This is a genomic window from Roseateles sp., assembly GCF_036486225.1.
In the GTDB taxonomy this organism is placed as follows: Bacteria; Pseudomonadota; Gammaproteobacteria; order Burkholderiales; family Burkholderiaceae_C; genus Roseateles.
Genome location: NZ_DASVNZ010000006.1, coordinates 26,532 through 46,895, shown reverse-complemented (window position 1 = coordinate 46,895; position 20,364 = coordinate 26,532). Strand labels below are relative to the sequence as shown.

General features: G+C 69.4%; 21 protein-coding genes. 10 read left to right on the top strand and 11 right to left on the bottom strand.

The annotated features are described in order from the left end of the window. Positions 1–116: 116 nt before the first annotated feature. The 3 genes from leuD (at position 117) to VF536_RS00530 (ending at position 1,810) form a co-directional block, all read left to right on the top strand. The gene (gene leuD / locus VF536_RS00540) at positions 117–752 is read left to right on the top strand and encodes a 3-isopropylmalate dehydratase small subunit (protein ID WP_331612808.1); all 636 of its coding nucleotides are present in this window, start codon (positions 117–119) and stop codon (positions 750–752) included. Positions 753–843: 91 nt separating this feature from the next. Next, on the top strand, positions 844–1,083 hold the full coding sequence (locus VF536_RS00535) for a hypothetical protein (RefSeq protein WP_331612807.1): 240 nt from the start codon (positions 844–846) through the stop codon (positions 1,081–1,083). Positions 1,084–1,132: 49 nt separating this feature from the next. Beyond that, positions 1,133–1,810 carry a hypothetical protein gene (locus tag VF536_RS00530; protein ID WP_331612806.1) on the top strand — a complete coding sequence of 226 codons (678 nt, stop codon included), beginning with the start codon at positions 1,133–1,135 and terminating at the stop codon, positions 1,808–1,810. A gap of 61 nt (positions 1,811–1,871) precedes the next feature. On the opposite strand, the gene VF536_RS00525 is transcribed toward VF536_RS00530, so the two are convergent. From VF536_RS00525 to VF536_RS00510, 4 genes are all read right to left on the bottom strand, one after another. Further along, on the bottom strand, positions 1,872–4,202 hold the full coding sequence (locus VF536_RS00525) for a xanthine dehydrogenase family protein molybdopterin-binding subunit (protein ID WP_414710240.1): 2,331 nt from the start codon (positions 4,200–4,202) through the stop codon (positions 1,872–1,874). A gap of 11 nt (positions 4,203–4,213) precedes the next feature. Further along, positions 4,214–4,672: a (2Fe-2S)-binding protein gene (locus tag VF536_RS00520; RefSeq protein WP_331612804.1), complete on the bottom strand. Its 459-nt coding sequence runs from the start codon at positions 4,670–4,672 to the stop codon at positions 4,214–4,216. Further along, complete coding sequence (locus tag VF536_RS00515; RefSeq protein ID WP_331612803.1) at positions 4,669–5,469, bottom strand: hypothetical protein; 801 nt, start codon at positions 5,467–5,469, stop codon at positions 4,669–4,671. Before VF536_RS00515 ends, VF536_RS00520 begins: the two co-directional genes overlap by 4 nt. 135 nt (positions 5,470–5,604) lie before the next feature. Further along, positions 5,605–6,474: a DMT family transporter gene (locus VF536_RS00510; protein WP_331612801.1), complete on the bottom strand. Its 870-nt coding sequence runs from the start codon at positions 6,472–6,474 to the stop codon at positions 5,605–5,607. A 90-nt stretch (positions 6,475–6,564) separates the two neighbouring features. Between VF536_RS00510 and VF536_RS00505 the strand changes: the two genes are divergently transcribed. Beyond that, the gene (locus tag VF536_RS00505; RefSeq protein ID WP_331612800.1) at positions 6,565–7,899 is read left to right on the top strand and encodes a PLP-dependent aminotransferase family protein; all 1,335 of its coding nucleotides are present in this window, start codon (positions 6,565–6,567) and stop codon (positions 7,897–7,899) included. 32 nt (positions 7,900–7,931) lie between these two features. Here the strand turns inward: VF536_RS00505 and VF536_RS00500 are convergent, their stop codons facing one another. Further along, the gene (locus VF536_RS00500) at positions 7,932–8,435 is read right to left on the bottom strand and encodes a YfbM family protein (RefSeq protein ID WP_331612799.1); all 504 of its coding nucleotides are present in this window, start codon (positions 8,433–8,435) and stop codon (positions 7,932–7,934) included. A gap of 91 nt (positions 8,436–8,526) precedes the next feature. Next, positions 8,527–9,450 carry a class I SAM-dependent methyltransferase gene (locus VF536_RS00495; RefSeq protein WP_331612798.1) on the bottom strand — a complete coding sequence of 308 codons (924 nt, stop codon included), beginning with the start codon at positions 9,448–9,450 and terminating at the stop codon, positions 8,527–8,529. A 137-nt stretch (positions 9,451–9,587) separates the two neighbouring features. On the opposite strand from VF536_RS00495, the gene VF536_RS00490 reads away from it, so the two are divergent. From VF536_RS00490 to VF536_RS00470, 5 genes are all read left to right on the top strand, one after another. After that, positions 9,588–10,082: a DUF4124 domain-containing protein gene (locus tag VF536_RS00490; protein WP_331612796.1), complete on the top strand. Its 495-nt coding sequence runs from the start codon at positions 9,588–9,590 to the stop codon at positions 10,080–10,082. A gap of 129 nt (positions 10,083–10,211) precedes the next feature. After that, positions 10,212–10,496 (top strand): EF-hand domain-containing protein, encoded by a 285-nt coding sequence (locus VF536_RS00485; protein ID WP_331612795.1) that lies wholly within the window; start codon positions 10,212–10,214, stop codon positions 10,494–10,496. A gap of 450 nt (positions 10,497–10,946) precedes the next feature. Beyond that, complete coding sequence (locus VF536_RS00480) at positions 10,947–12,236, top strand: HlyD family secretion protein (protein ID WP_331612794.1); 1,290 nt, start codon at positions 10,947–10,949, stop codon at positions 12,234–12,236. Then, positions 12,233–14,404: a peptidase domain-containing ABC transporter gene (locus tag VF536_RS00475; RefSeq protein ID WP_331612792.1), complete on the top strand. Its 2,172-nt coding sequence runs from the start codon at positions 12,233–12,235 to the stop codon at positions 14,402–14,404. The genes VF536_RS00480 and VF536_RS00475 overlap by 4 nt, the downstream gene beginning before the upstream one ends. A gap of 121 nt (positions 14,405–14,525) precedes the next feature. Further along, positions 14,526–14,714, top strand: a complete 189-nt coding sequence (locus VF536_RS00470; RefSeq protein WP_331612791.1) for a hypothetical protein — start codon at positions 14,526–14,528, stop codon at positions 14,712–14,714. Between the two features lie 90 nt (positions 14,715–14,804). Here the strand turns inward: VF536_RS00470 and VF536_RS00465 are convergent, their stop codons facing one another. The 4 genes from VF536_RS00465 to VF536_RS00450 form a co-directional block, all read right to left on the bottom strand. Next, positions 14,805–15,596, bottom strand: a complete 792-nt coding sequence (locus VF536_RS00465; protein WP_331612790.1) for a transporter substrate-binding domain-containing protein — start codon at positions 15,594–15,596, stop codon at positions 14,805–14,807. 175 nt (positions 15,597–15,771) lie between these two features. After that, positions 15,772–16,473, bottom strand: coding sequence for a dienelactone hydrolase family protein (locus VF536_RS00460; RefSeq protein WP_331612789.1), 702 nt, complete (start codon positions 16,471–16,473; stop codon positions 15,772–15,774). Positions 16,474–16,505: 32 nt separating this feature from the next. Beyond that, a complete protein-coding gene (locus VF536_RS00455) occupies positions 16,506–17,618 on the bottom strand; it encodes a porin (RefSeq protein ID WP_331612788.1) in 1,113 nt (370 codons plus the stop codon). A gap of 19 nt (positions 17,619–17,637) precedes the next feature. Then, positions 17,638–18,552 carry a CPBP family intramembrane glutamic endopeptidase gene (locus VF536_RS00450; RefSeq protein WP_331612787.1) on the bottom strand — a complete coding sequence of 305 codons (915 nt, stop codon included), beginning with the start codon at positions 18,550–18,552 and terminating at the stop codon, positions 17,638–17,640. 264 nt (positions 18,553–18,816) lie between these two features. Between VF536_RS00450 and VF536_RS00445 the strand changes: the two genes are divergently transcribed. Then, complete coding sequence (locus VF536_RS00445; RefSeq protein ID WP_331612786.1) at positions 18,817–19,662, top strand: hypothetical protein; 846 nt, start codon at positions 18,817–18,819, stop codon at positions 19,660–19,662. Positions 19,663–19,746: 84 nt separating this feature from the next. On the opposite strand, the gene VF536_RS00440 is transcribed toward VF536_RS00445, so the two are convergent. Then, the gene (locus VF536_RS00440; RefSeq protein ID WP_331612785.1) at positions 19,747–20,364 is read right to left on the bottom strand and encodes an FMN-dependent NADH-azoreductase; all 618 of its coding nucleotides are present in this window, start codon (positions 20,362–20,364) and stop codon (positions 19,747–19,749) included.

Genomic DNA, 20,364 nt, shown 5'->3' with positions numbered 1-20,364 from the left:
CTGATGAGCCCCGCGATGGCTGCCGCCGCCGCGGTGACCGGCCGCCTCACCGACGTCCGCCGCCTGGCCCCCGCGCCCACGGCGCCGAATGCAGCTGCCACGCAGGAGATCCCGCGATGAACCCCGTCCGCCAAGTCGAAGGCCGCACCGCCGCGCTGCGCCTCGAGAACCTCGACACCGACCAGATCATGCCCAAGCAGTTCCTGCGCGGCATCGACAAAAGCGGCCTGCGCGACGGGCTGCTCTACGACCTGCGCTTCGACGCCGACGGCCGCGAGCGCGAGGACTTCGTCCTCAACAAGCCCGAGTACGCCGGCGTGTCGGTTCTGCTCGGCGGCAACAACTTCGGCTGCGGATCGAGCCGCGAGCACGCGGTCTGGGGGCTGCAGCAGGCGGGCATCCGCGCGGTGGTCGCGCCTGGATTCGGCGAGATCTTCTATTCGAATGCGATGGGCAACGGACTCCTGCTCGTCGCGCTGCCGGAGGCGGACGTGCTCCGGCTGATGGCCGAAGCGGACCACGTACCCGGCAATGCCGTCACCATCGACGTCGAGTCGCTGACGCTGCGCAGCGCGGGCGGCGTCGAGGCGCGCTTCGACATGCTGCCGCGACATCAGCGGATGCTGCTGGAAGGTCTCGACGCGATCGGGCTGTCGATGACCTATCGCGAGCAGATCGATGCCTTCGCCAAAGCGCACTGGGAAGCACAGCCTTGGGTCAAGGACGTGGCGAGGCAACGACTGGCCCCGTGAGGTTTCTACTGGGATAGGTCATCGACGGGCGCGTTCGCCGGAACTAGCATTTGCCGCATCGATTCCGGTTTCTCCAGAAAGGAGTGAGCGAATGTCCAACATCACCAAGTTCTCCGACCTGCCGAATTTCAAGCAGCTTGACGCGATGGCGCAAGAAGCGGCAAGGACTCTGTCTGAATCGAAGGAGCTGTGGGTGGCGGCGGAAGCATGGCACCAACAACTCAAGAAGCAATATTCCGGAAAAGTCGGCAGTGATTCGTCCTCCGAATTGCTTGCTCGACTGGCGGAGAAAGGCCCGTTCTACCTGTCGCGGATGTTCACGGATATCTGAGCAAGCTCTGATTCAGCAGGGGCTCGGGCTTCGTGCCTTTCTTCCTTTCATGGACCGCTCTGACTTTGAACGCGGTGTCGGACCGCTGACCGTGGCCGCATCGGCAACGAGCGAATTCTGTCGCCTGATTTTCGCTCTGGGCAACGCGTTCGCAGACCCGGTGCCGTTGGACCTCGATTTCCGCGCTCTGAACGCTCACACGTCGATCTCCAACGCCGACGACGCGGGTGCGGCCGGCACCTTGGCCGAGCTCTACATGGCTGGCGTCATGGGGTTCACCAAAGATGCTTTGATCACGGAGGCCAGTCCTCACTACAAGCTGGCATCGACTTGGGGCCTGATCGAACACTACCTGGCGTACTTCAAGATCCCGCCCGATGGACCGGACGTTCTGAAATGCGCATTGGCCTTTGGCATGGCCCTCTCTCTGTATTTCAAGAACGACGGCGAACGCCACATTCTCAGCGCGCTTGCCCGGATGCGTACCCTGCGGGTGATGCGCTCCGCTGCGTCGGCAGCGCGTCCCGATCAGGCGGCTCCTGCCAAGGTGATGGTGGAGAAACTCCAGAAGATCTGGAAGGAAGAAGAGCACGAACGCCTGACAGGACTGTTCGGCACCTACATGCTGTTCAAGACCTGGAGCCTGCCTGGCGAGGTCGGCGGTGTCCCAGAGCGCGACCCAGGCGAGGAGCAGCAGGAGAGAGCGACCGCCGAGTCATTCGCTTGATTCGCAGAACTTCCAGATGCTCGCGCAACAAGGGAGGAGGTGGCGGCCGACACTCGCTTGATCACACTGGAAACGGCAAACTCCGTATGCGTTTCCCCGTCAGCGCCGCCATCGCATTCGCGATCGCGGGCGCGATCGGCGGGACGCCGCACTCGCCCATGCCGGTCGGCGGATCCGCCGACGGCACGACGTGCAGGTCCACCTTGGGCGCGTCCACATGGCTGGGCACGCGGTAGTCGTTCCAGTTGCCCTGCTCGACCTCGCCGTTCTTCAAGGTGATCTGCGCGCCCGGCAGCGTCATGCCCACGCCCATCACCAGCGCGCCCTGCACCTGCGCCTCGATCGTGCGCGGGTTCACCGCGAGGTTGCAGTGCACGCCCGCCGTGACCTTGTGCAGCACCGGCCGGCCGTCCTTGATCGACACCTCGACCACGTAGGCGACCACCGTGTTGAAGGACTCGTGCACCGCCACGCCCCACGCATGGCCCTTGGCCAGCCGGGTCTTGCCGTAGCCGGACTTCTCGACCGCGAGATCCAGCGCAGCGATGTGCCGCGCATGCTTGGCGAGCAGCTGCCGCCGGTACGCCACCGGATCGATCTTGCCGGCGCGCGCCAGCTCGTCGACCAGCGTCTCCATCACGAAGGCCGTGTGCGTGTGCCCCACCGAGCGCCACCACAGCACCGGCACGTTGACCTTGGGATGGTGGACGTCCAGCGCGATCGGGAACGGATAGGCGCTCTCGGCGACGCCTTCGGTCATCGTCGCATCGGCGCCGCCCTTCACCATGAAGCCTTCGAACGGCGTGCCCATCGTGATCGACTGGCCCACGATCACATGCTTCCACGCGAGGACCAGGCCCTTGCCGTCGTGCGCGATCTCGACGCGGTGCAGATGCGTCGGGCGGTAGTAGCCGCCGCGCACGTCGTCCTCGCGCGTCCAGATCATCTTGATCGGACCGCGCCTGCCCGCGGCATGACGCGCCTTGGCCACCTGCGCGGCTTCGACGAGGTAGTCCGAGGTCGGCGTCGCGCGGCGACCGAAGCCCCCGCCCGCGGTCATCGTGTTCAGCGTGACCTGCTCCGGCTTCAGGCCGAGCACGCCCGCCACCTGCGCCTGGTCCACCGTCTGGAACTGGGAGCCCACCCACACCGTGCAGCGGTCGCCGCGGAAGTCGATCGTGCAGTTCAGCGGCTCCATCGGCGTGTGGGCCAGGTACGGGAAGGTGTACTCCGCCGTGATGCGGCCCGGCGCCGCCTTGCCGCCCTTCGCCGCGCCCGTCGCCGCGCTTTTGGCTTCCAGCGCCGACGTGTCGGCCTTCTGCACTGACGCGCCGGGCTGCTTCGCCAGCGCGCGGAACTGCTCGAGCTGCGCCGCGCTGTCGACGCGCTCCAGCCCGCTCAGGTCCCACTCGACCTTCACCAGCTCGCGCGCCTTGCGCGCGGGCCAGAAGCCGTTGGCGATGATCGCGAGCCCCGTCGCGCCGCTGCTGAGCGGGACCTGGATGATCTCCTCGACGCCGGGCACCGCGAGCGCAGCCGCCGCATCGAAGCTCGCCACCTTCCCGCCGAAGACCGGCGGGTGGACCATCACCACCGTGCGCAGGTCCGGCAGCTTGACGTCGATGCCGAAGTCCTGCCGCCCCGTCGACTTCGCGCGCGCGTCGAGGCGACTCGTCGGCTTGCCGATCAGCTTGAACTGCGACGGCTCCTTGAGCTTGACGGTCGCCGGCACCGGCTCGGCGAACGCCGCCTGCGCCAGCACGCCGTAGCCAAGCCGCCGGCCGTCCGGCGCGACGACGCTGCCCGAATCGGTCCGCAATTGCGCGGCCAGCGTGTTCAGCTGCTTTGCCGCGGCCGCCACGAGCATCGCGCGCAGCCGCGCACCGATCTCACGGTACTGCTGCCACGACGCCTTCATGCTGGTCGAGCCGCCCACCATCTGGATGTGGAAGAACGGATCCTTGTAGGCCTCGCCCGCCGGCGCGAGCTCGCAGCGGACCTTGCTCCAGTCCGCGTCCAGCTCCTCGGCCACGAGCATCGGCAACGCCGTCTGCACGCCCTGGCCGAAGTCGATCTTGCCGATCGTCACCGTGACGATGCCGTCGCCGTCGATCGCGACGAAGGCCGACGGCTGCTGGAAGGGCTTGAGGCCCTCCGGCGCGCCTGCGCCACCGGGCGCGCTCGCGGCGGAAGCACCGCTCCCGGCGGCCTCCTGCGCGCCGGCGCCGGTCGCGTACAGCGCGAAGCCGGAAGCCAGGCTCATCTTCAGGAAAACGCGACGGCCAAGACCGCGCATCTCGCTGACTTCGCCGGTCGCAGCGTCGGGGGAACCGGCGGCATCCTCGATGCCCTCAGGCAACTCGCCGCTCAGGTACTGGAACATGGGTCGCATGTCGTGCTCCTTCAGGCCAGCGCGAGCGCGGCGTCCTTGACGGCGGCATGGATCCGCACGTAGGTGCCGCAGCGGCAGAGGTTGGCGCTCATGGCGGCGTCGATGTCGGCGTCGCTGGGCTTGGGATTGGTCTTGAGCAGCGCCACCGCGGCCATGATCTGGCCGCTCTGGCAGTAGCCGCATTGCACGACGTCGTGCCTGACCCACGCGTCCTGCACGGCCAGCCCGATGCGGTCGCCGCCGATGGCCTCGATCGTGGTGATCTGCTGGCCGGCGACCGACTCGATCGGCGTGACGCAGGCGCGGCGCTGCTCGCCGTCGATGTGCACCGTGCACGCGCCGCAGACCGCGATGCCGCAACCGAACTTCGTGCCGGTCATGCCCAGCGTGTCCCGCAGGACCCACAGCACCGGCGTGTCGCCCGGGACGTCGACTTGTTGCGCCTGTCCGTTGAGACGGAACGAAATCATGGCTGGCTCCTCGAAGCTTGCTGGTCGTTGGTGGTGTTGGTAGTGGTGGTGGTGCTGGCGAGCGCGCGCAGGTGCTCGACCACGCCTTGCGTCGCGTCGGCCTTCGTGGTGCCGACGGACTTGCGCAGCGGTTCGGTGGCGTCGCAGGGCGCGCCGTTGCGGATCCAGGCCCGGACCTGCCCGTCGAAAGCGGCCTTGTCCAGCGGCGGCAGCGCGCGGCCGGGGCCGGGCTTCCAGCCCCACGCGACGAGGTGGTCGGTGAGCATGTGCTGCTCCAGCATCGCCAGAGAACGGTTGCCGTTGGTCTTCGGCTCCCGGAAGACCTTGCACAGGGCCGCGCCCTGCAGGCCGACCCAGTTCATCTTCATGTTTGCCGGCGGCATATGCCAGCCGGGCTTGCCGTCGGTCTCGAGACCCGGCGGCGCGTGAGGGAGCGGGCTGTTCTGCGTCGAGTGGCAGGTCGAACACTGCAGCGGCGCGACGCCCTTGCCGTCGGCGCCGCGCTGCACCGGCGGGTAGTGCAGACGGCTGAAGTCCCCCTGCAACGGGGAGTCCGGCACGTGACAGTTCAGACATCGCGGGTGCTTCAGCACCCGCTCCAGTTGCGCGAACGCGGCGAGCCCTTCCTGCCGGTCCGGCGTCGCCGAGATCGGCGTCGGCGTGAAGTGGCCCGGCCCGTCGGACGCGTGGACGAGCGGCGTCGCCAGCGCCATCCCCAACACCGCCGTGCACGCCATCGCGCAGGGCGATGACAGCGACCCGGACCAAGAGGAATCCCATGCGAAGCGAGCACCCATGTCCATCTCCTGATTGCTGCGTCGTGACCCCGAGCAGTCTAGGAAGGAGCGAGGGGTCATGGCTTGCCTGATGCGACGGGACTTTTGCCCGATCCACCGGCGGCGGTGGCGGGCAAGGGAGACTTCCGAGGCCGGTCAGCGGGCGCGCGAGAAGCGCCGCGCTCCGGCGACGCATCCGATGACGGCGACGGTGACCGCGAGCATCGCCGGGCTCACCGATTCCCGCAACAGCCCGGCCGCGAGCGCGAGGCCGAACAGCGGCTGCAGCAGCTGCAGCTGACCGACGGCGGCGATGCCGCCCTGTGCCAGGCCGCGGTACCAGAACACGAAACCGATCAGCATGCTGAACAGCGACACGTAGCCCAGCCCCATCCACGCCGGCGCGCCGACGCCGGCGACGCTGGCCGGCAAGCGCCACAGCGCGAGCGCGAGCATCGCCGGCAGCGACAGCACCAGCGCCCAGCAGATCACCTGCCAGCCGCCGAGCGTGCGCGAGAGCTTGGCGCCTTCCGCGTAACCCAGCCCGCAGACGAGGATGGCCGCGAGCATGAGCAGATCGCCCGCCGGCGATGCCGTGAGTCCCTGCCCCGCCGCGAAGCCGATGACCAGCAGGCTGCCGAGGATCGAGAAGATCCAGAACACCAGCCGCGGCCGCTCGCCGCCGCGCAGCACGCCGAAGGCGGCCGTCGACAGCGGCAGCAGCGCGATGAACACGACCGAGTGCGCCGAGGTTACATGCTGCAGCGCCAGCGCCGTCAGCAGCGGGAAGCCGATGACGACGCCGACCGCGACGATGGCCAGCGGCACCGCCTGCACGCGCGTCGGACGCGGCGCCCGCAGCAGCCACAAGGCCAGCAGCGCCAGCGCGCCGGCGATCGTGGCCCGCGCGGCGGTGAGGAAGACCGGATCGAAGTCCGCCACGGCGACCCGCGTCGCCGGCAGCGAGCCGCTGAAGATCAGCATGCCGATGAATCCGTTGAGCCAGCCTCGCGATGCGGTGTCCATGTCCTCGGTGCCTCGATGGGGAGTGAGGACGCAGCGTAGGCGACCCTCTCAATACAATCAAAGAATTGTCATGGATACAGGCGAGGACGCATGGCGCAGCCCAGGTACAAGGCGGTGGTGGACCGGCTGGCGGCGGAGATCCGGACCGGCGTGCTGCCGGCGGGCGCGCGGCTGCCGACGCACCGGGAACTCGCGGGACGCGAGGGCTTCGCGCTGGTGACGGCGACGCGCGTGTACGCGGAGCTGCAGGCGATGGGCCTGATCAGCGGCGAGACCGGCCGCGGCACCTTCGTCAAGGAGACGGCGCTCGCGACGGGCCAGGGCGTCGACCTGGACGCGGTCGCGGCGGACATGGTCGACCTGAGCTTCAACTACCCGTCGCTGCCAGGCCAGGCCGAGCTGTTGCGCGGTGCCTTGCGCCAACTGGCCGGCGCGGGCGACCTGGAAGCACTGCTGCGTTACCAGCCGCATGGCGGCCGTCCGGCGGACCGCGCGGCGATCGCGCGCCATCTGGCCCGGCGCGGTCTGGCGGTCGAGGGCGACCGGGTGCTGATCGTCGACGGCGCGCAGCACGGTCTGGCCGTGACCTTGATGGCGTTGCTGGAGCCGGGCGACGTCGTCGCCGTGGACGCGCTGACCTATCCCGGCTTCCGCCTGCTCGCAGAGATGCAGCGGCTGGAGCTGGCGCCGGTGCCGGCGGCCGGCGCCGGGCCCGACCTCGACGCGCTGGAGGCGCTGTGCCGGCGCCGCCGCGTGAAGGCGATCTACACGATGCCGACGCTCAACAACCCGTTGGGCTGGGTGATGGCCGCGACGCGACGCCGCGAGCTGGTGGCGCTCGCGCGGCGGCACGACCTGCTGATCCTCGAGGACGGCGCCTACGCCTACCTCGCCGAGGAACCGCCGCCGCCGCTGGCCATGCTGGCGCCGGAGCGGACCGTGTATGTCTCGGGCTTCTCGAAGAGCGTCGCGGCGGGGCTGCGCGTGGGCTTCGCGGTGGCGCCGGCGGACCGCGTCCACGCGCTCGAACGCGCGATCCGCGCGACGACCTGGAACACGCCGGGTGTGATGACCGCGATCACCGCCGGCTGGCTCGAGGACGGCACCGTCTCACGGCTCGAAACGGAGAAGCGCGAGGACGCGAAGCGGCGGCAGCGGCTCGTCGCCGAACGGCTGGGCGCGATGAAACGCGTCGGGCATCCGTCGTCCTACTTCGTGTGGCTGCCGCTGGGCGAAGAGGTCCGCGCGGACCAGGTCGCGATGGCGCTGCAGCACGAGCGGGTGTCGGTGTCGACGGCGGAGCCTTTCGCCACGACGAAGCAGGTGCCGCACGCGATCCGGCTGGCACTCGGGTCGGTGGACATCGCGCGGCTGCGCGTCGCGCTCGACCGCGTCAGGGAGGCGATCGAGGCGAGGAGCTTCTGACGCGCCTCTCTCAGCCTCTGCTCAGCAGATGCTCAGCAGATGCGCAGCAAGGCGGCGTGGCCGCTGTCGGCGCTCGTCCGGTAGAACCCGACCAACGTCGGGAAGTGGATGAGCAGGTAGTCCAGGGCCTCTTCGCCGTCGCGCACCCAGATGTCCGGGTAGATGTCGGCGGCGGACATCGCTTCGGGATCGAAGGCGTCGCGCAGCTGCTCCTCGGTGATCACCGCCAGCGCCGCCGCGACGGCGCGCACCTCGGCGGCCGTCATCACGCGGACGTCCTCGTCCTCGTGCAGCGGCTCGCCGCCGAGGATCGCCTGCGCCAGCGGCGCGTCCTCGCCGGCGCCGGACGATTCGGCGATGGACGTCAGCAGGAAATGCAGGCCGTGCCAGGCCTTGTCCACGTCGACGATGGCGAGCGGCGCCGGATCCTCCGCCTCGTCCTCCTCGCCGAGCAGGCGCTCGACGGTGTCTGGATCGTCCTGCAGGGACTCGGCGGTCTGTTCGTCGATGGCTCGGAAACTGGCATACAGGCCCATGGGTGCGCTCCCTGGTCGGTGACCGTGACGATGGATGAGCACCGATGGTAGACGCGGATCGGAGCGCCGGCCGGTAGCGGACCTCAGGCGTTCATGCCGCCGGTTGCCGGTAGACCAGCACCTTCAGCGCGCGCTCGTCCGACACGTCGGCGAAGGTCTCGGGGTTGGCGACGCGTTCGATGAACTCGAGCCCGGGCGCCTCGGCGGCGAGGAGGTCGCGCAGGAAGCCGGTGCCCAGCTTGGGCGTGTTCAGGCACACGAGCGCATGGCCCCCGGGCGCGAGCAGCTCGGGCAGCTTGCGCGCGAGGCGCGCGTAGTCCTTGGTCGCGACGAAGCTGCCCTTCTGGTAGCTCGGCGGGTCGAGCACGACGAGGTCGTAGGGCGCGCCGCGCCGGATCTTTCCCCACGAGTTGAAGATGTCGTGCGCGTGGAAGGCGGCGTGGTCCTGAACGCCGTTGAGCTGGTGGTTGCGTCGCCCGGTCGAGAGCGGGCCGCGCGCCATGTCGTAGTTCTCCACGGTCCCGGCGCCGGCATGCCGCGCGACGACCGAGAACGCGCAGGTGTAGGCGAAGAGGTTGAGCACCGAGCCGCCCGGATGCGCCTGCGCCCATTGCCGCACCCAGCGGCGGCCTGCGGCCATGTCGAGGAAGAAGCCGTGGTTCTGGCCGTGCGGCAAATTGACATGGAAACGCACGCCGTCTTCCTCGACGACATGGTCGTCGGGCAGCGCGCCGGCCATCAGGCGGTTCGTGGGCCGGTTCTCGTCGCGGTGCTGGAAGAGCCAGTGCAGTGGCTCGCCCGGGGCGATCTCGGCCCAGCGCGCGGCGAGGGCGTCGCCGATGCGGGTCAGTTCCTCCTCCGTCACCGGCGCGAAGCTGGTCAGCAGGAAGACCGGCGGGTAGGCGTCCAGCGCCCATTGCTCGCAGCCGGGAAACCGGCCGCCGCGGCCGTGGAAGACGCGGCAGGCGTCGGTGGGCCGCGTCAGAGCGGCGATGGCGTCGAGGAGCGCTTGCATGAGGGGGTCCGGAGCGGGGGGCGCCAGTGTAGACAGCCTGCAACTCACCCCTACGGAGGGATGGGTGGCGCCCGCGGGTCTGGCTACAGTCCGTGCCTTCGACAAGAACCACTATCAACGATTTCAGGGAGGGCGCCATGGCATCTCAGGCGCAGAAGAACGTGCAGCGGTCCGACTTCGGGATCCGCCTGCAGCTGGCGGCGATCGCCGTCGCGCTGACCTTGCCGGCCGTGGCCGTGCAGGCGCAGCAGGTCTACAAGTGGGTGGACGCCAATGGGCGGGTCCAGTACTCGGAGCGCAAGCCGACAGAACCTGACGCGGCCAGCCGCACCACCGAGATCAAGCCGCCACCGCCACCGCAGCCGGTGCCGACTCGGATACCCATGACACCGCAATCGGAGGTGGAAGCCTGGCAGAAGCGCCTGGCCCCGGATGTGCCGCCTCCTCAGCCTCAGGGCCCCTACATCCCGCCGCCGCAGTCCATCGGCATGAAGAACAAGGAAACCGATGCCTATCGGTGCGCGCTCGCGAGGGATATCCTGAACAACTCGGTCCGCCGCGTCGGTGGCCCTTCCTTCGACAACCACGATCGCGAGGTCGCGAGAGGCGACATCCGCTCGTTCTGCAAGTGAACGCAGGGCCGTGAGAGCGGCCTCATGTCGACACCCCCCGCAACGCCCGTTGACGAAGCTTTACCGCCGCCGCATCAAGCGCAGCACTTGCCGCGGCGATGCTGCGGGCTCCACTTCAGCGGAGTTCACATGAAAGCAGTCCTGATCGCCATGGCCGGCGCCGTGATCGCGACCCTGGCCCTCGCCACCCTGCCCGCGCAGGCCCAGAGCGGCAAGCCCGCCCAGAAGCTCGAGGACCGGTTCGCCGCCGCGGACAAGGACCACGACGGCAAGCTCACCAAGGCCGAAGCCGAGGCCGGCATGCCCCGCCTGGCCAAGCACTTCGACGCAGTCGACACGCAGAAGACCGGCTCGGTCACGCTCGACCAGGTCAAGCAGTACATGGCCACCCAGATGAAGGACCGCAAGAAGTAAGCGCACCGGCAAGGACTGGCCCCTTCGCGGCGCCCCCGCCCTCACCGGCGTGGGCGCCGCGCCACATCCGGGCCGCCATTGCGCACGCGGACATCGATCGGCGCTCCCCGATCGCCACCAACCGCTTTGGGGGATCCACGGCAGGGCGCTCCCTCTTCGAGGTGGGAACCGGCCATCCGCCATCCCGCCTCTGAGGACCTCGACGACAAGGACGAGGGGGTCATCGACCCATCCACGTCATCGTCGACGCGGTCCGCTCGCCTGGAGCATGTCTCCAGGGCGAAATCAATCCTCTTTCGGAGCCCCCTCCCCGCCGACCTTCGCAGCACCCGGAACCACCGAAGAATCCGGTCCCTTGCCGCACGCGCGGCTCCACGGACGAATATGGACGAACACGGGCGAACACGAATGTTTCGGGCAGCGGTCAGGGAATCTCAGCAGGCGTCGTGGATGGGGAGCATCCGCGTCGCGCAACGGCCGGAGGCGGGGCTGGTCGCGACGATCGCGGCGGGCCTGGCGGTCGCGTTGATCGCCTTCGCGCTGATCGGGCAGGTCTCGCGCAAGGCGCGCGTGCCGGGTCTGCTGATGCCGGTCGGCGGTCTGCTGCAGGTGGCGGCGCCGCTGGCGGGGCAGGTCGAGGAGCTGCTCGTTGAGGAGGGCGACCAGGTGCGGCGCGGACAGGCCCTGGTGCGCGTGCGCAGCGAGCGTCTGGTCGACGGCGGCGACATGACGGCGCTCAACCTGCGCGCGGTCGAGGCCCGGCGCGACAGCCTGGCCACCGAGCGCCGCCTGCAGCGACAGCAGGCCGACGAGCATCGGGAAACGATCACCGGCCGCCTCCGGAGCCTGCGCGTCGAGAGTGCCCAGGCGGTCGACGAACTGGACATGGTCCGCCAGCGCGTCGAGCTCGCGCAGCGGAGCCGCAAGCGCTACGCGGCGCTGGCCGCGGACGGCTACGTGTCCGAGATCCAGGCGCAGCAGAAGGACGAGGAGCTGCTCGACCTCCGGGCGCGCGAGCGCGGCGCGCAACGCGCGATCGAGACGCTGACGCGCGAGGCGCGGGCGCTCGAGGCGGAGCTCGCCTCGATTCCGACGGGCCTGGCCACCTCGCTGACGCAGCTCGATCGCGTCGTCGCGCAACTGGACCAGGAGCGCGCCGAGCTGCAGGCCCGCGCCGGCGTCGCCGTCACCGCGCCGCGCGACGGCCGCGTGAGCGCCCTGCCCCTGCGCGCCGGACAGGCGGTGCAAGCGGGCCAGACCTTGATCAGCCTCGTGCCGGCCCCTGACGCGCCCGGCAGGTCACCAACGGCGAACGCATCGAGCGGATCGGCACGGTCGAGCGCCGACACGACGCCACGCCTCCTCGCCCAGCTCTACGCCCCGAGCCGCACGGTGGGCTTCGTCCAGCCGGGTCAGCCGGTGTGGCTGCGCTACGCCGCCTATCCGTACCAGAAGTTCGGCATGGCGCGGGGCGAGGTCGCCCACGTGAGCCCGACGCCCATCGCGCCGCAGGACCTGCCCGCGGGGCAGGCGCAGGCGCTGGTGAGCGCGGCGCAGGCGAACGAGCCGCTGTACCGGATCGACGTGCGGCTGGACCGCGAGGACATCGCCGCCTACGGCCACGACCTGCCGCTGCGCGCCGGCATGGCGCTGGATGCCGACGTGACCCTGGAACACCGCCGCATCTGGGAATGGCTGCTGGAGCCGTTGCTGGCGACGGCGAAGCGGGTCCGGCCATGACGCCCCGTACCACGCTCATCCTCCAGTCCGAGGTCGCGGAATGCGGCCTGGCCTGCCTGGCCATGATCGCGAACGCGCATGGGACCGCGCACGGGACTGCCGCCACGCTGCCCGAGCTGCGCCGCCGCTTCCCCGCCGCGCTCAAGGGCATGACGCTGCGCGACCTGCTCGAGGTCGCCGCGGGCCTGGGCTTCTCCGGCCGGCCGATGAAGCTGGATCTGCAGCAGCTCGGCAAGCTGTCGCTGCCCTGCGTCCTGCACTGGGACCTGCGCCACTTCGTCGTGCTGACCAAGGTCCGCGGCGACGTGATCACCGTGCTCGATCCCGCCATCGGCGAACGGCGGCTGAGGCTCGCCGAGGTCTCCGCCCACTTCACCGGCGTCGCCCTCGAACTGACGCCGGACGCCGGTTTCAAACCCGTCGCGCCGGTACCGCGCGTCTCGCTGGGTGCGCTCACCGGCCAGGTGTCCGGCCTGCGCCGCGCGCTGGCGCAGATCCTGCTGGTCGCGCTGGTGCTGGAGCTCTTCGCGATCGCCGCGCCGCTGTGCAACCAGCTCATCGTCGACGACGTCCTCACCTCCGGCGACCGCGACCTGCTGAAGGTGCTCGTGCTCGGCTTCGGCCTGCTGCTGGCGACACAGACGGCGCTCGGCCTGGCGCGCTCGTGGCTGCTGATCCTGCTGACGCAGACGCTGTCGCTGCAATGGCGCGGCAACGCCTTCGCCCACCTGCTCAGGCTGCCGGTCGCCTTCTTCGAGCGTCGCCATCTCGGCGACATCACCTCGCGCTTCGGCGCGGTCGAGGCGATCCAGAAGACGCTGACGAACGCCGCGATCGAGGCCGTTCTCGACGGGCTGATGGCGACGGCGGCGCTGGTCATGATGGCGGTCTACGCCTGGCCGCTGGCGCTGGTGGTGCTGGGCGCCGTCGCGCTCTACGCGCTGCTGCGCTGGGCCGCCTACCGGCCGCTGAAGGAAGCGTCGGCCGAGCGCCTGATCGTCGCCGCGCGGGAGAACACGCATTTCCTCGAGACCCTGCGCGCGATGACGCCGCTGAAGCTGTTCGGTCGCGAGCAGGAGCGCGGCGCGCAATGGCGCAACCTGATCGTCGAGGTCCAGAACCGCGACGTCCGCACCGCCAGACTGTCGATGGCGATGAACGCCGCCAACACCTTCCTCTTCGGCGCGGAGAACCTGCTGGTGCTGTACCTCGGCGCCGGGCTGATCCTGGACGGCCAGCAGGCCGGCGCCGTGTCGATGACGGTGGGCATGCTGTTCGCGTTCCTCAGCTACCGGACGCAGTTCACCGGGCGGGTGTCGGCGCTGATCGACTACGCGGTCGAGTGGCGCATGCTGGGCCTGCACGCGGAGCGCCTGGCCGACATCGCGCTGGAGCCGCCCGAGCCCGACGAGGTGCCGGCCAACGACCTGGCGCACCTGGAGGCCAGCCTGGAGCTGCGCGACGTCAGCTTCCGCTACGGCCCGCACGAGCCGTGGATCCTGCGCCACGCCGACCTCATCGTGCCGGCGGGCCGCAGCATCGCCATCACCGGGCCGAGCGGCGCGGGCAAGACGACGCTGATGAAGCTGCTGCTGGGGCTGCTGGAGCCGGTGGAGGGCGAGGTGCGCTACGGCGGCCAGCCGATGCGGCAGCTGGGCCTGAAGAACGTGCGCGGCCGCATCGGCACGGTGATGCAGGAGGACGTGCTGCTGACGGGGTCGCTCGCGGACAACATCGCCTTCTTCGACGCCCAGCCGGACCCGGAGCGCGTGCGGGTCTGCGCGATGCTGGCGCAGGTCCACGAGGACATCGTCGGCATGCCGATGGGCTACCAGACGCTGGTGGGCGACCTGGGAAGCGGGCTGTCGGGCGGACAGAAGCAGCGGCTGCTGCTGGCGCGCGCGCTGTATCGCGGGCCGAAGGTCCTGGCGCTGGACGAGGCGACCAGCCATCTGGACGTCGCACGCGAGCGCGCGGTGACGGCGAACCTGGCCGAGCTGCCGTTGACGCGGCTGATGATCGCGCACCGTCCGGACACGATTGCCGGCGCGGAACGTGTGGTGGTGCTGGAGCGCGGCATGCTGCGCGAGCTCACGCCTCTCCCCCTTCCGGTGGCCCCCGCCGAAGCCCCCTCGCGGGGGAGTTTCTCCGAGGCGTCGTCGACCTAGAGTGGGTCACATCGACGACGGAAAGGGCCTGACCAGGCGATCCGGTCGATGCGTGTTCATCCGCGGCATGGGGTCGCGGATGAGCGGATCCTCACGACTGACAGGACACGAGAGGCTGACGATGTTTGAAGAGATGACGACGCAGGAGATCGCGCTGGTGAGCGGCGGCGATCGCTGGGCGGGCACGCCGGAAGGCCGCGCGCCCTGCCCCTGGATCGCGATGAGCCTCGCGGGCTCGGCGGGCCCGGCAGGCGTGGCAGGCGCGGCCGACGCGCTCCTCCAGGTGAAGGTGCAGTCGCAGAGCCGCTGATCGTGGCCCTGCGAGACGGACGTCTGCGGAAGGCTTGCAGACGTCCAAGAGACAAGGGCCGGCGCGGCTTTGCGCGTCGGCCCGTCCGGATCACTTGTTCTCGATCGGCTTGCTGACGTCGCGCTCGAACCATTTGGTCGAGATCTTGGCGTAGGTGCCGTCGGCCTGGAGGTCGGCGAGGGCCTTGTCGATGGCGGCCTGGAACTTGGGGCTGCCCTTGCGGAAGGGGATGGCGTTGGTGGCGGGTTTGCCGATGGCGGCGCCGGCCTTGACGGGCAGCTTGGTCTTGTCCTTGAGGTAGGGGATCAGCAGGCTGTCGTTGAGGGCGGCATCGATGCGGCCGGTGGCGAGGTCCTGGAGGTACTCGGTGGCGCCGGGATAGGTGCGGACTTCGGCGCCGTCCCAGGACTTGGCGAGTTCGGCGAAGTTGCTGCCCTGGCCGACGCCGATCTTCTTGCCCTTGAGGTCGGCGGCGGTGTTGAGCGCGCGGGTCTCGTTGGCGCGGATGATCAGCTGCGGATAGGAGGTGACGTAGGGGGCGCTGAAGTCGAAGGTCTTGCGGCGTTCGTCGGTGGCGGCGACCTGGTTGACGATGACGTCGTACTTGCCGGCCTGCAGGCCGGCGAGGATGCCGCTCCACTCGGTGGTGGTGAATTCGGGCTTGACGCCGAGCTTGGCGGCGAGCGCCTTGGCGATGTCGACGTCGAAGCCGTCGAGCTGGCCCTTGGCGTCCTTGAAGTTGAACGGCGGATAGGTGCCTTCGACGGCGACGCGCAGCGTGCCGCGCGACTTCACGTCGTCGAGCAGGTCGGCGGCGTGGGCCGCGAGGGAAGCGCCGGCGAGCAGCGCGGCTGCGATCAGGGAAGTGCGGAGTGCTTTCATGGGGCCCCTCGTTGTTCGTAGGAAGGGCTGATGTTGCCACCAGTCGCCCCCGTCAACGGGCATATGGATATGCCGCGCAGGACATGAGGGACAGGACGGCCCCGCAGCCTGCGCGGTTCGCGACGAACCTGACGGGCGGGCTGCAGGGGCCGCAGGGCCCTCGGGGTATCCGCGCTCAGGCGCCGCCGAGGTGCTCGCGGAAGAACGCGATGGTGCGGTCGTTGGCGAGGGTGGCGGCCTCGGCCTCGTAGTGCTGGCCGCCGCGACGCGCGAAGGCGTGGGCGCGGCCGGGGTAGGTGTGGATCGTGATGTCGGGGTTGCCGGCAAGCGTGTCTCGGATCGTCTGCTGGGCTTCGGCGGACATGTACTCGTCGCTGCCGGCCAGGTGCATGAGCAGCGGCGTGTCGATGTCGCGACCTTCCTCGACGTAGCGTTCGGTGGTGCCGCCGTAGTAGGCGACGGACGCATCGGAGCGTTGACGGGCGGTGGTGAGGAAAGTGAGCAGGCCGCCGAGGCAGAAGCCGGTGATGCCGACCTTGCCGTTGCAGCCCGGCAGGCCGCGCAGGTGCTGCATCGTGGCGGCGGTGTCCTCGACGCCGGTGTCGACGTTGAAGGCCTGGTAGAGCGCGAAGCCCTTTTTCCATTCCGCCTCGGAGCCGTCGGACATCTCGACGCCGGGTTCGAGGCGCCAGAACAGGTCGGGGCAGGCGGCGATGAAGCCCTGCCCGGCGAGCCAGTCGCAGGTCTCGCGCATGTCCTTGTTGATGCCGAAGATCTCCTGCATCACCGCGATGGCCGGCGCGGCGGGGGCGCTCGGTCGGGCGAGGTAGGCGCCGAACGAGCCGGCGGGCGTCGTGATGGTGATGCGTTCACCCATGGCGGGTCTCCTTGGCGGTTGGCGGTGAAAGATCAGAACGCGTGCCTCATCCCCACCGCGAACACGGTGGGCTTCTCCCCGGCGCCGATGCCGACCGGGTTGATCGCGAAGTCGTAGGCGGCGCGGGCTTGGTTGTCGATGCGCGAGACATAGGCGTAGAGGCCGGTGCGCTTGGACATCGTGTAGTCCGCGCCCAGCGTCCACTGCCGCGAGCCGGTGTCGTCGCCCGCGGAGACGAAGCCGACGCGCGTGCCCATGGGGCCCTTGCCCTCGCCGGCGTGGGTGAAGCTGGCGCGCAGGCTGGTGGCGCCGATCTGCCAGGTGGCGGCGATGTAGACGCTGTCGCGCGTCAAGGCGCCGAGCGGCGTCTCGTAGCGCAGGCGTTCGATGGCGGTGGCGAGTCGGCCCGGGCCGAAGCGGTAGGCGGCGCCGAGCTTGGTGGCGGAGTCGGTGAGATGCGGGCCTTGGTAGTCGCGATGCTGCTCGTGGGCGAGCGCGAGGTTCCAGGGGCCCTCGTCCCAGGTGAGGGAGGCGGACAGGAGCTGCGGCCTGGCGCCGTTCGGGCCGACCTCGCCGTCGTTGAAGGCGTAGGCGATGCGGCCGGTGAGGCCGCTGAACCAGGATTGGCCGCTCCACGCGGGGGTCCAGTACTGGACGATGTTCTGCTGCCGCCGGTCGAAGGAGGCGGTGTTGGTCAGGTGGTTGGTGGTCGGCGCGGAGCCGTTGGCCATCAGGGCCATGTAGCCCGCGGTGGTCGGATACCAGGGGTCGAAGGTGCTGGTGGCCAGCAGGTACGGCGTGCCCCAGTGGCCGGCGAACAGCAAGCCGTAAGGGGTCTGCAGCCCGACGCGGGTGTCGCGGTTGGCGAGGGACGGACCGACGCCGGTATCGAGCGCAAGCGAGCCTTCGATCTGGAACAGCGCCTGGACGCCGTCGCCCAGGTCCTCGACGCCGCGGAAGCCGATCACGGAGCGGTTGTTGGACTCGCGGTTGATGGCGCGGTCACGCGGGGAATGGCTGGCGTCCGCGTGTTCGAGCGACACGTTGAGGCGGCCGTAGACCGTGACGGTGGATTGGGCGTGGGCGGCGGTCGCGATGAACGCGAGGCCGCCGAGGACGAGCGAGGGGAAGGAGCGGGACTGCATCGGAGCGAGCGAGGTGGTGTCACACCGATGTTGTCGCGCCGCCGTCGATTGCGGTTCTCTCGTTCGGGGGAGTCCGCATGGCGCGTCCATCGGCGCGCTGATCGGCGCGTCGATCGGCGCTGCGATGCAGGAGCTCGAAGGCGATCGTGAGCAGGAGGAGTGCCAGACCGATGGCGGGCCGCATCGGTGCGAACTCTTCGGCGCTGAGCAGCGGCGACACCATCAAGTGCTGCCCCTTCAGCAGATCGAGCGTCACGTTCATGGCCAGATGAAGCGCGGTCGTGCAGACCACGGAGCGCGTGTGCAGAAAGACGAGGCCGAACAACAGCGCGCCGGGAAAAACGAGCACCGCGTCCTTCCACGCATGCATTGCCGTGAATATCGCGGCCGCGCCGATGAGTCCTGCGGCCTCGCTCGCGAAGAGCCTGGTTATCAATGGCTGGAGCAGCGCCCGGTGGAACAGTTCCTCGAAGAAGGCGGACAGGGCCATCGTCGCCAAGGCCGTTCTCCACACTTCCGGGTGCAGGTTCGGCTTGATCGGGTGCCACTCATTCATGCAGATCGCCTCCAGATCGACGAGTAGCGCAGCGATCACGATCAGCACGGTCGCGGAGATTGCCAGCCCCACCGTGGCATGCCATCGAATCTGAAAGAGCGTGCGCAACGAGTATCCGCGCTTGATCAGGGACAGTATCCAAAGCGCGGCGAGTATCTGAAGGCACATCAACGAAAGATTCAGCACTGGCGATTGGCTCCGCGCTGGATCGACGGCGACGGCATTCAGGAGCACTAGCGCGATGAAACCGGTCAGGAGACAAGCGGCAGCGGCGACGAGCAGCAGAAGCGTGAATTCGAGCAGGCGCCGTGCGGAACGGCCCAGGAATTCGATCGGAGAACAAATATTGGGCGCTTGGCCAAAAGGGTTTGAAATCATCGCCCGAATCCTATTTAGCTGAATAGGCGCAGCAACAGAAGATTCCCGATTACTCAAATCGGCGGCAGTACTGACTTCAACCATCAACTCGAGACAAATAATCGTTGAGCCAATGACATTCATTAACTAGCGTGCACAAAAGACGCGGCGGCGCCATTTTTCATTCCGCGCGCCGCACCCCAACGCTTCCTTCACCAAGCCTTCAACCATCGCGGGTAGCCTCCCTCGCCAAAGCCGGGCGCACCGGCGCGGAAGAAGGCGATCGTGGTCATGCAGCGCGTCGAGGGGGTGAGCGTGGGGGAGGACCGGCAGGAGTCGGGGGGAGAAGCCGTCGCCACTCGAGGGGGTGGTGTGCGGCGGCGCGCGGTGGTGCTGGCGCCGCTGCTCGGGCTGGCGGTCGGTGCGGAGACGACCGTTGCGACGGTGGCGACGGCCGCGCCGGCGGTGCCTGCGCTGCAGACCTTGCCCCTCGCGCTGCCGGAGGGCATCAACATCGCGCGGATCAAGCCGGTGCTGGATCTCATCGGCCGCAACGCGGAGCTGTCGTGGGACTACCAGCTGGTGCCGGTCCCGCGCATGCTGGCGATGGTGGAGAACGGCTGGACGCTGGGGTTCGGGGCCGGGAGGTCGTCGAGCCGGTCGTCGCGGCTGCTGTTCTCGGAGGACGTCTTCGTCAGCGGCGTGTGGCCGATCGCGCGCAGCGAGGTCGATCGGGAGTTGCGCGCGGTGGAGGACCTCAAGGACCTGCGGGTGTGCGTGGTGCGGGGGCTGGACTACGGCCGCGCGCTGGAGCAGGCGAAGGGGGCGATCTACTCGGCGGAGTACGTGTCCGGGGATTTCCGGACGAGGATCCGGCAGCTCATGGCGGGCCGGTGCGACGTGCTGCTGGCGAATCACTTCAATGCCGATGTGCGCGTGCTGAGGCAGCGCATCGCGGACGCGGGCGGCAACCTGGATCGGCTGAAGGTCGGGCCGTCGCCGCTGGGCAATCTGGCCGAGCGCTTCGTGACGGCGAGGGGGAGCAGCCTGGCGGCGCTGGTGCCGGTGCTGGATCAGGCGGTGAGGAGCACGCGCCGGGAGATCGGACTGCTGCTGGCGTCGGAGGACTGAGCGCTCTCCCCTCGTCCGCCGTTCAGGCCGCTCTTGGCGCTCCTGCCGTTCCCGCTGTTCAGGCGGCTCAGGCAATTCAGGCCGCTAGGCCATCGCCGCGCGTCGGATCTCGGGCTGCAGTGTGGCGATGAACGCGTCCATGGTCTGCTCGCGCAGGTCGACGGCCTTGGCGCCGCCGCCGGCGATCACGGCGACCTCGGAGATGCCGATCACCTCGAGGATCAGGCGCAGGTAGCGCGAGGCGATGTCGCGCTCGCGGATGGGCGAGCCCTCGGTGTAGACGCCGCCCGAGGCGAGCAGCACGGTGGCGCGCTTGCCGGTGACGAGGCCCTGGCCGTCGACGCCCAAGGTCAGGCCCTTGCGGACGATGTGATCGATCCAGGCCTTGAGCGAGGCGGGCACGTTGTAGTTGTAGACGGGGGTGGCGATGGCGATGTGGTCGGCGGCGAGCAGTTCCGCGACCAGCTCGTCGGACAGTCGCAAGGCGGCCTTCATGGCGGGCGACTGTTGCGGTGGCGGCGTGAAGTAGGCCTGCAGCCAGGACGCCTCGACGAAGGGCGGCGCGGACAGGGCCAGGTCGCGGCGGGTCACCTCGCCCTGCGGGTGGGCGCTCAGCCAGTCGGCGACGAACTGGCGGGTCATGCGGCGCGAGACGGAGTGGTCGCCGCGGGTGCTGGTTTCTACGACGAGGAGTCGGGTCAT

Excerpts from the sequence above, each read along its gene's own strand:
- VF536_RS00485 (WP_331612795.1), top strand. The coding sequence starts at position 10,212 with ATGAAAGCAGTCCTGATCGCCATGGCCGGCGCCGTGATCGCGACCCTG.
- VF536_RS00505 (WP_331612800.1), top strand. The coding sequence starts at position 6,565 with ATGGCGCAGCCCAGGTACAAGGCGGTGGTGGACCGGCTGGCGGCGGAG.
- VF536_RS00515 (WP_331612803.1), bottom strand. The coding sequence starts at position 5,469 with ATGGGTGCTCGCTTCGCATGGGATTCCTCTTGGTCCGGGTCGCTGTCA.
- VF536_RS00535 (WP_331612807.1), top strand. The coding sequence starts at position 844 with ATGTCCAACATCACCAAGTTCTCCGACCTGCCGAATTTCAAGCAGCTT.
- VF536_RS00530 (WP_331612806.1), top strand. The coding sequence starts at position 1,133 with ATGGACCGCTCTGACTTTGAACGCGGTGTCGGACCGCTGACCGTGGCC.
- VF536_RS00525 (WP_414710240.1), bottom strand. The coding sequence starts at position 4,202 with ATGCGACCCATGTTCCAGTACCTGAGCGGCGAGTTGCCTGAGGGCATC.
- VF536_RS00495 (WP_331612798.1), bottom strand. The coding sequence starts at position 9,450 with ATGCAAGCGCTCCTCGACGCCATCGCCGCTCTGACGCGGCCCACCGAC.
- VF536_RS00510 (WP_331612801.1), bottom strand. The coding sequence starts at position 6,474 with ATGGACACCGCATCGCGAGGCTGGCTCAACGGATTCATCGGCATGCTG.
- VF536_RS00520 (WP_331612804.1), bottom strand. The coding sequence starts at position 4,672 with ATGATTTCGTTCCGTCTCAACGGACAGGCGCAACAAGTCGACGTCCCG.
- VF536_RS00500 (WP_331612799.1), bottom strand. The coding sequence starts at position 8,435 with ATGGGCCTGTATGCCAGTTTCCGAGCCATCGACGAACAGACCGCCGAG.
- VF536_RS00460 (WP_331612789.1), bottom strand. The coding sequence starts at position 16,473 with ATGGGTGAACGCATCACCATCACGACGCCCGCCGGCTCGTTCGGCGCC.
- VF536_RS00470 (WP_331612791.1), top strand. The coding sequence starts at position 14,526 with ATGTTTGAAGAGATGACGACGCAGGAGATCGCGCTGGTGAGCGGCGGC.
- VF536_RS00475 (WP_331612792.1), top strand. The coding sequence starts at position 12,233 with ATGACGCCCCGTACCACGCTCATCCTCCAGTCCGAGGTCGCGGAATGC.
- VF536_RS00490 (WP_331612796.1), top strand. The coding sequence starts at position 9,588 with ATGGCATCTCAGGCGCAGAAGAACGTGCAGCGGTCCGACTTCGGGATC.
- leuD (WP_331612808.1), top strand. The coding sequence starts at position 117 with ATGAACCCCGTCCGCCAAGTCGAAGGCCGCACCGCCGCGCTGCGCCTC.
- VF536_RS00455 (WP_331612788.1), bottom strand. The coding sequence starts at position 17,618 with ATGCAGTCCCGCTCCTTCCCCTCGCTCGTCCTCGGCGGCCTCGCGTTC.
- VF536_RS00480 (WP_331612794.1), top strand. The coding sequence starts at position 10,947 with ATGGGGAGCATCCGCGTCGCGCAACGGCCGGAGGCGGGGCTGGTCGCG.
- VF536_RS00465 (WP_331612790.1), bottom strand. The coding sequence starts at position 15,596 with ATGAAAGCACTCCGCACTTCCCTGATCGCAGCCGCGCTGCTCGCCGGC.
- VF536_RS00440 (WP_331612785.1), bottom strand. The coding sequence starts at position 20,364 with ATGACCCGACTCCTCGTCGTAGAAACCAGCACCCGCGGCGACCACTCC.
- VF536_RS00450 (WP_331612787.1), bottom strand. The coding sequence starts at position 18,552 with ATGATTTCAAACCCTTTTGGCCAAGCGCCCAATATTTGTTCTCCGATC.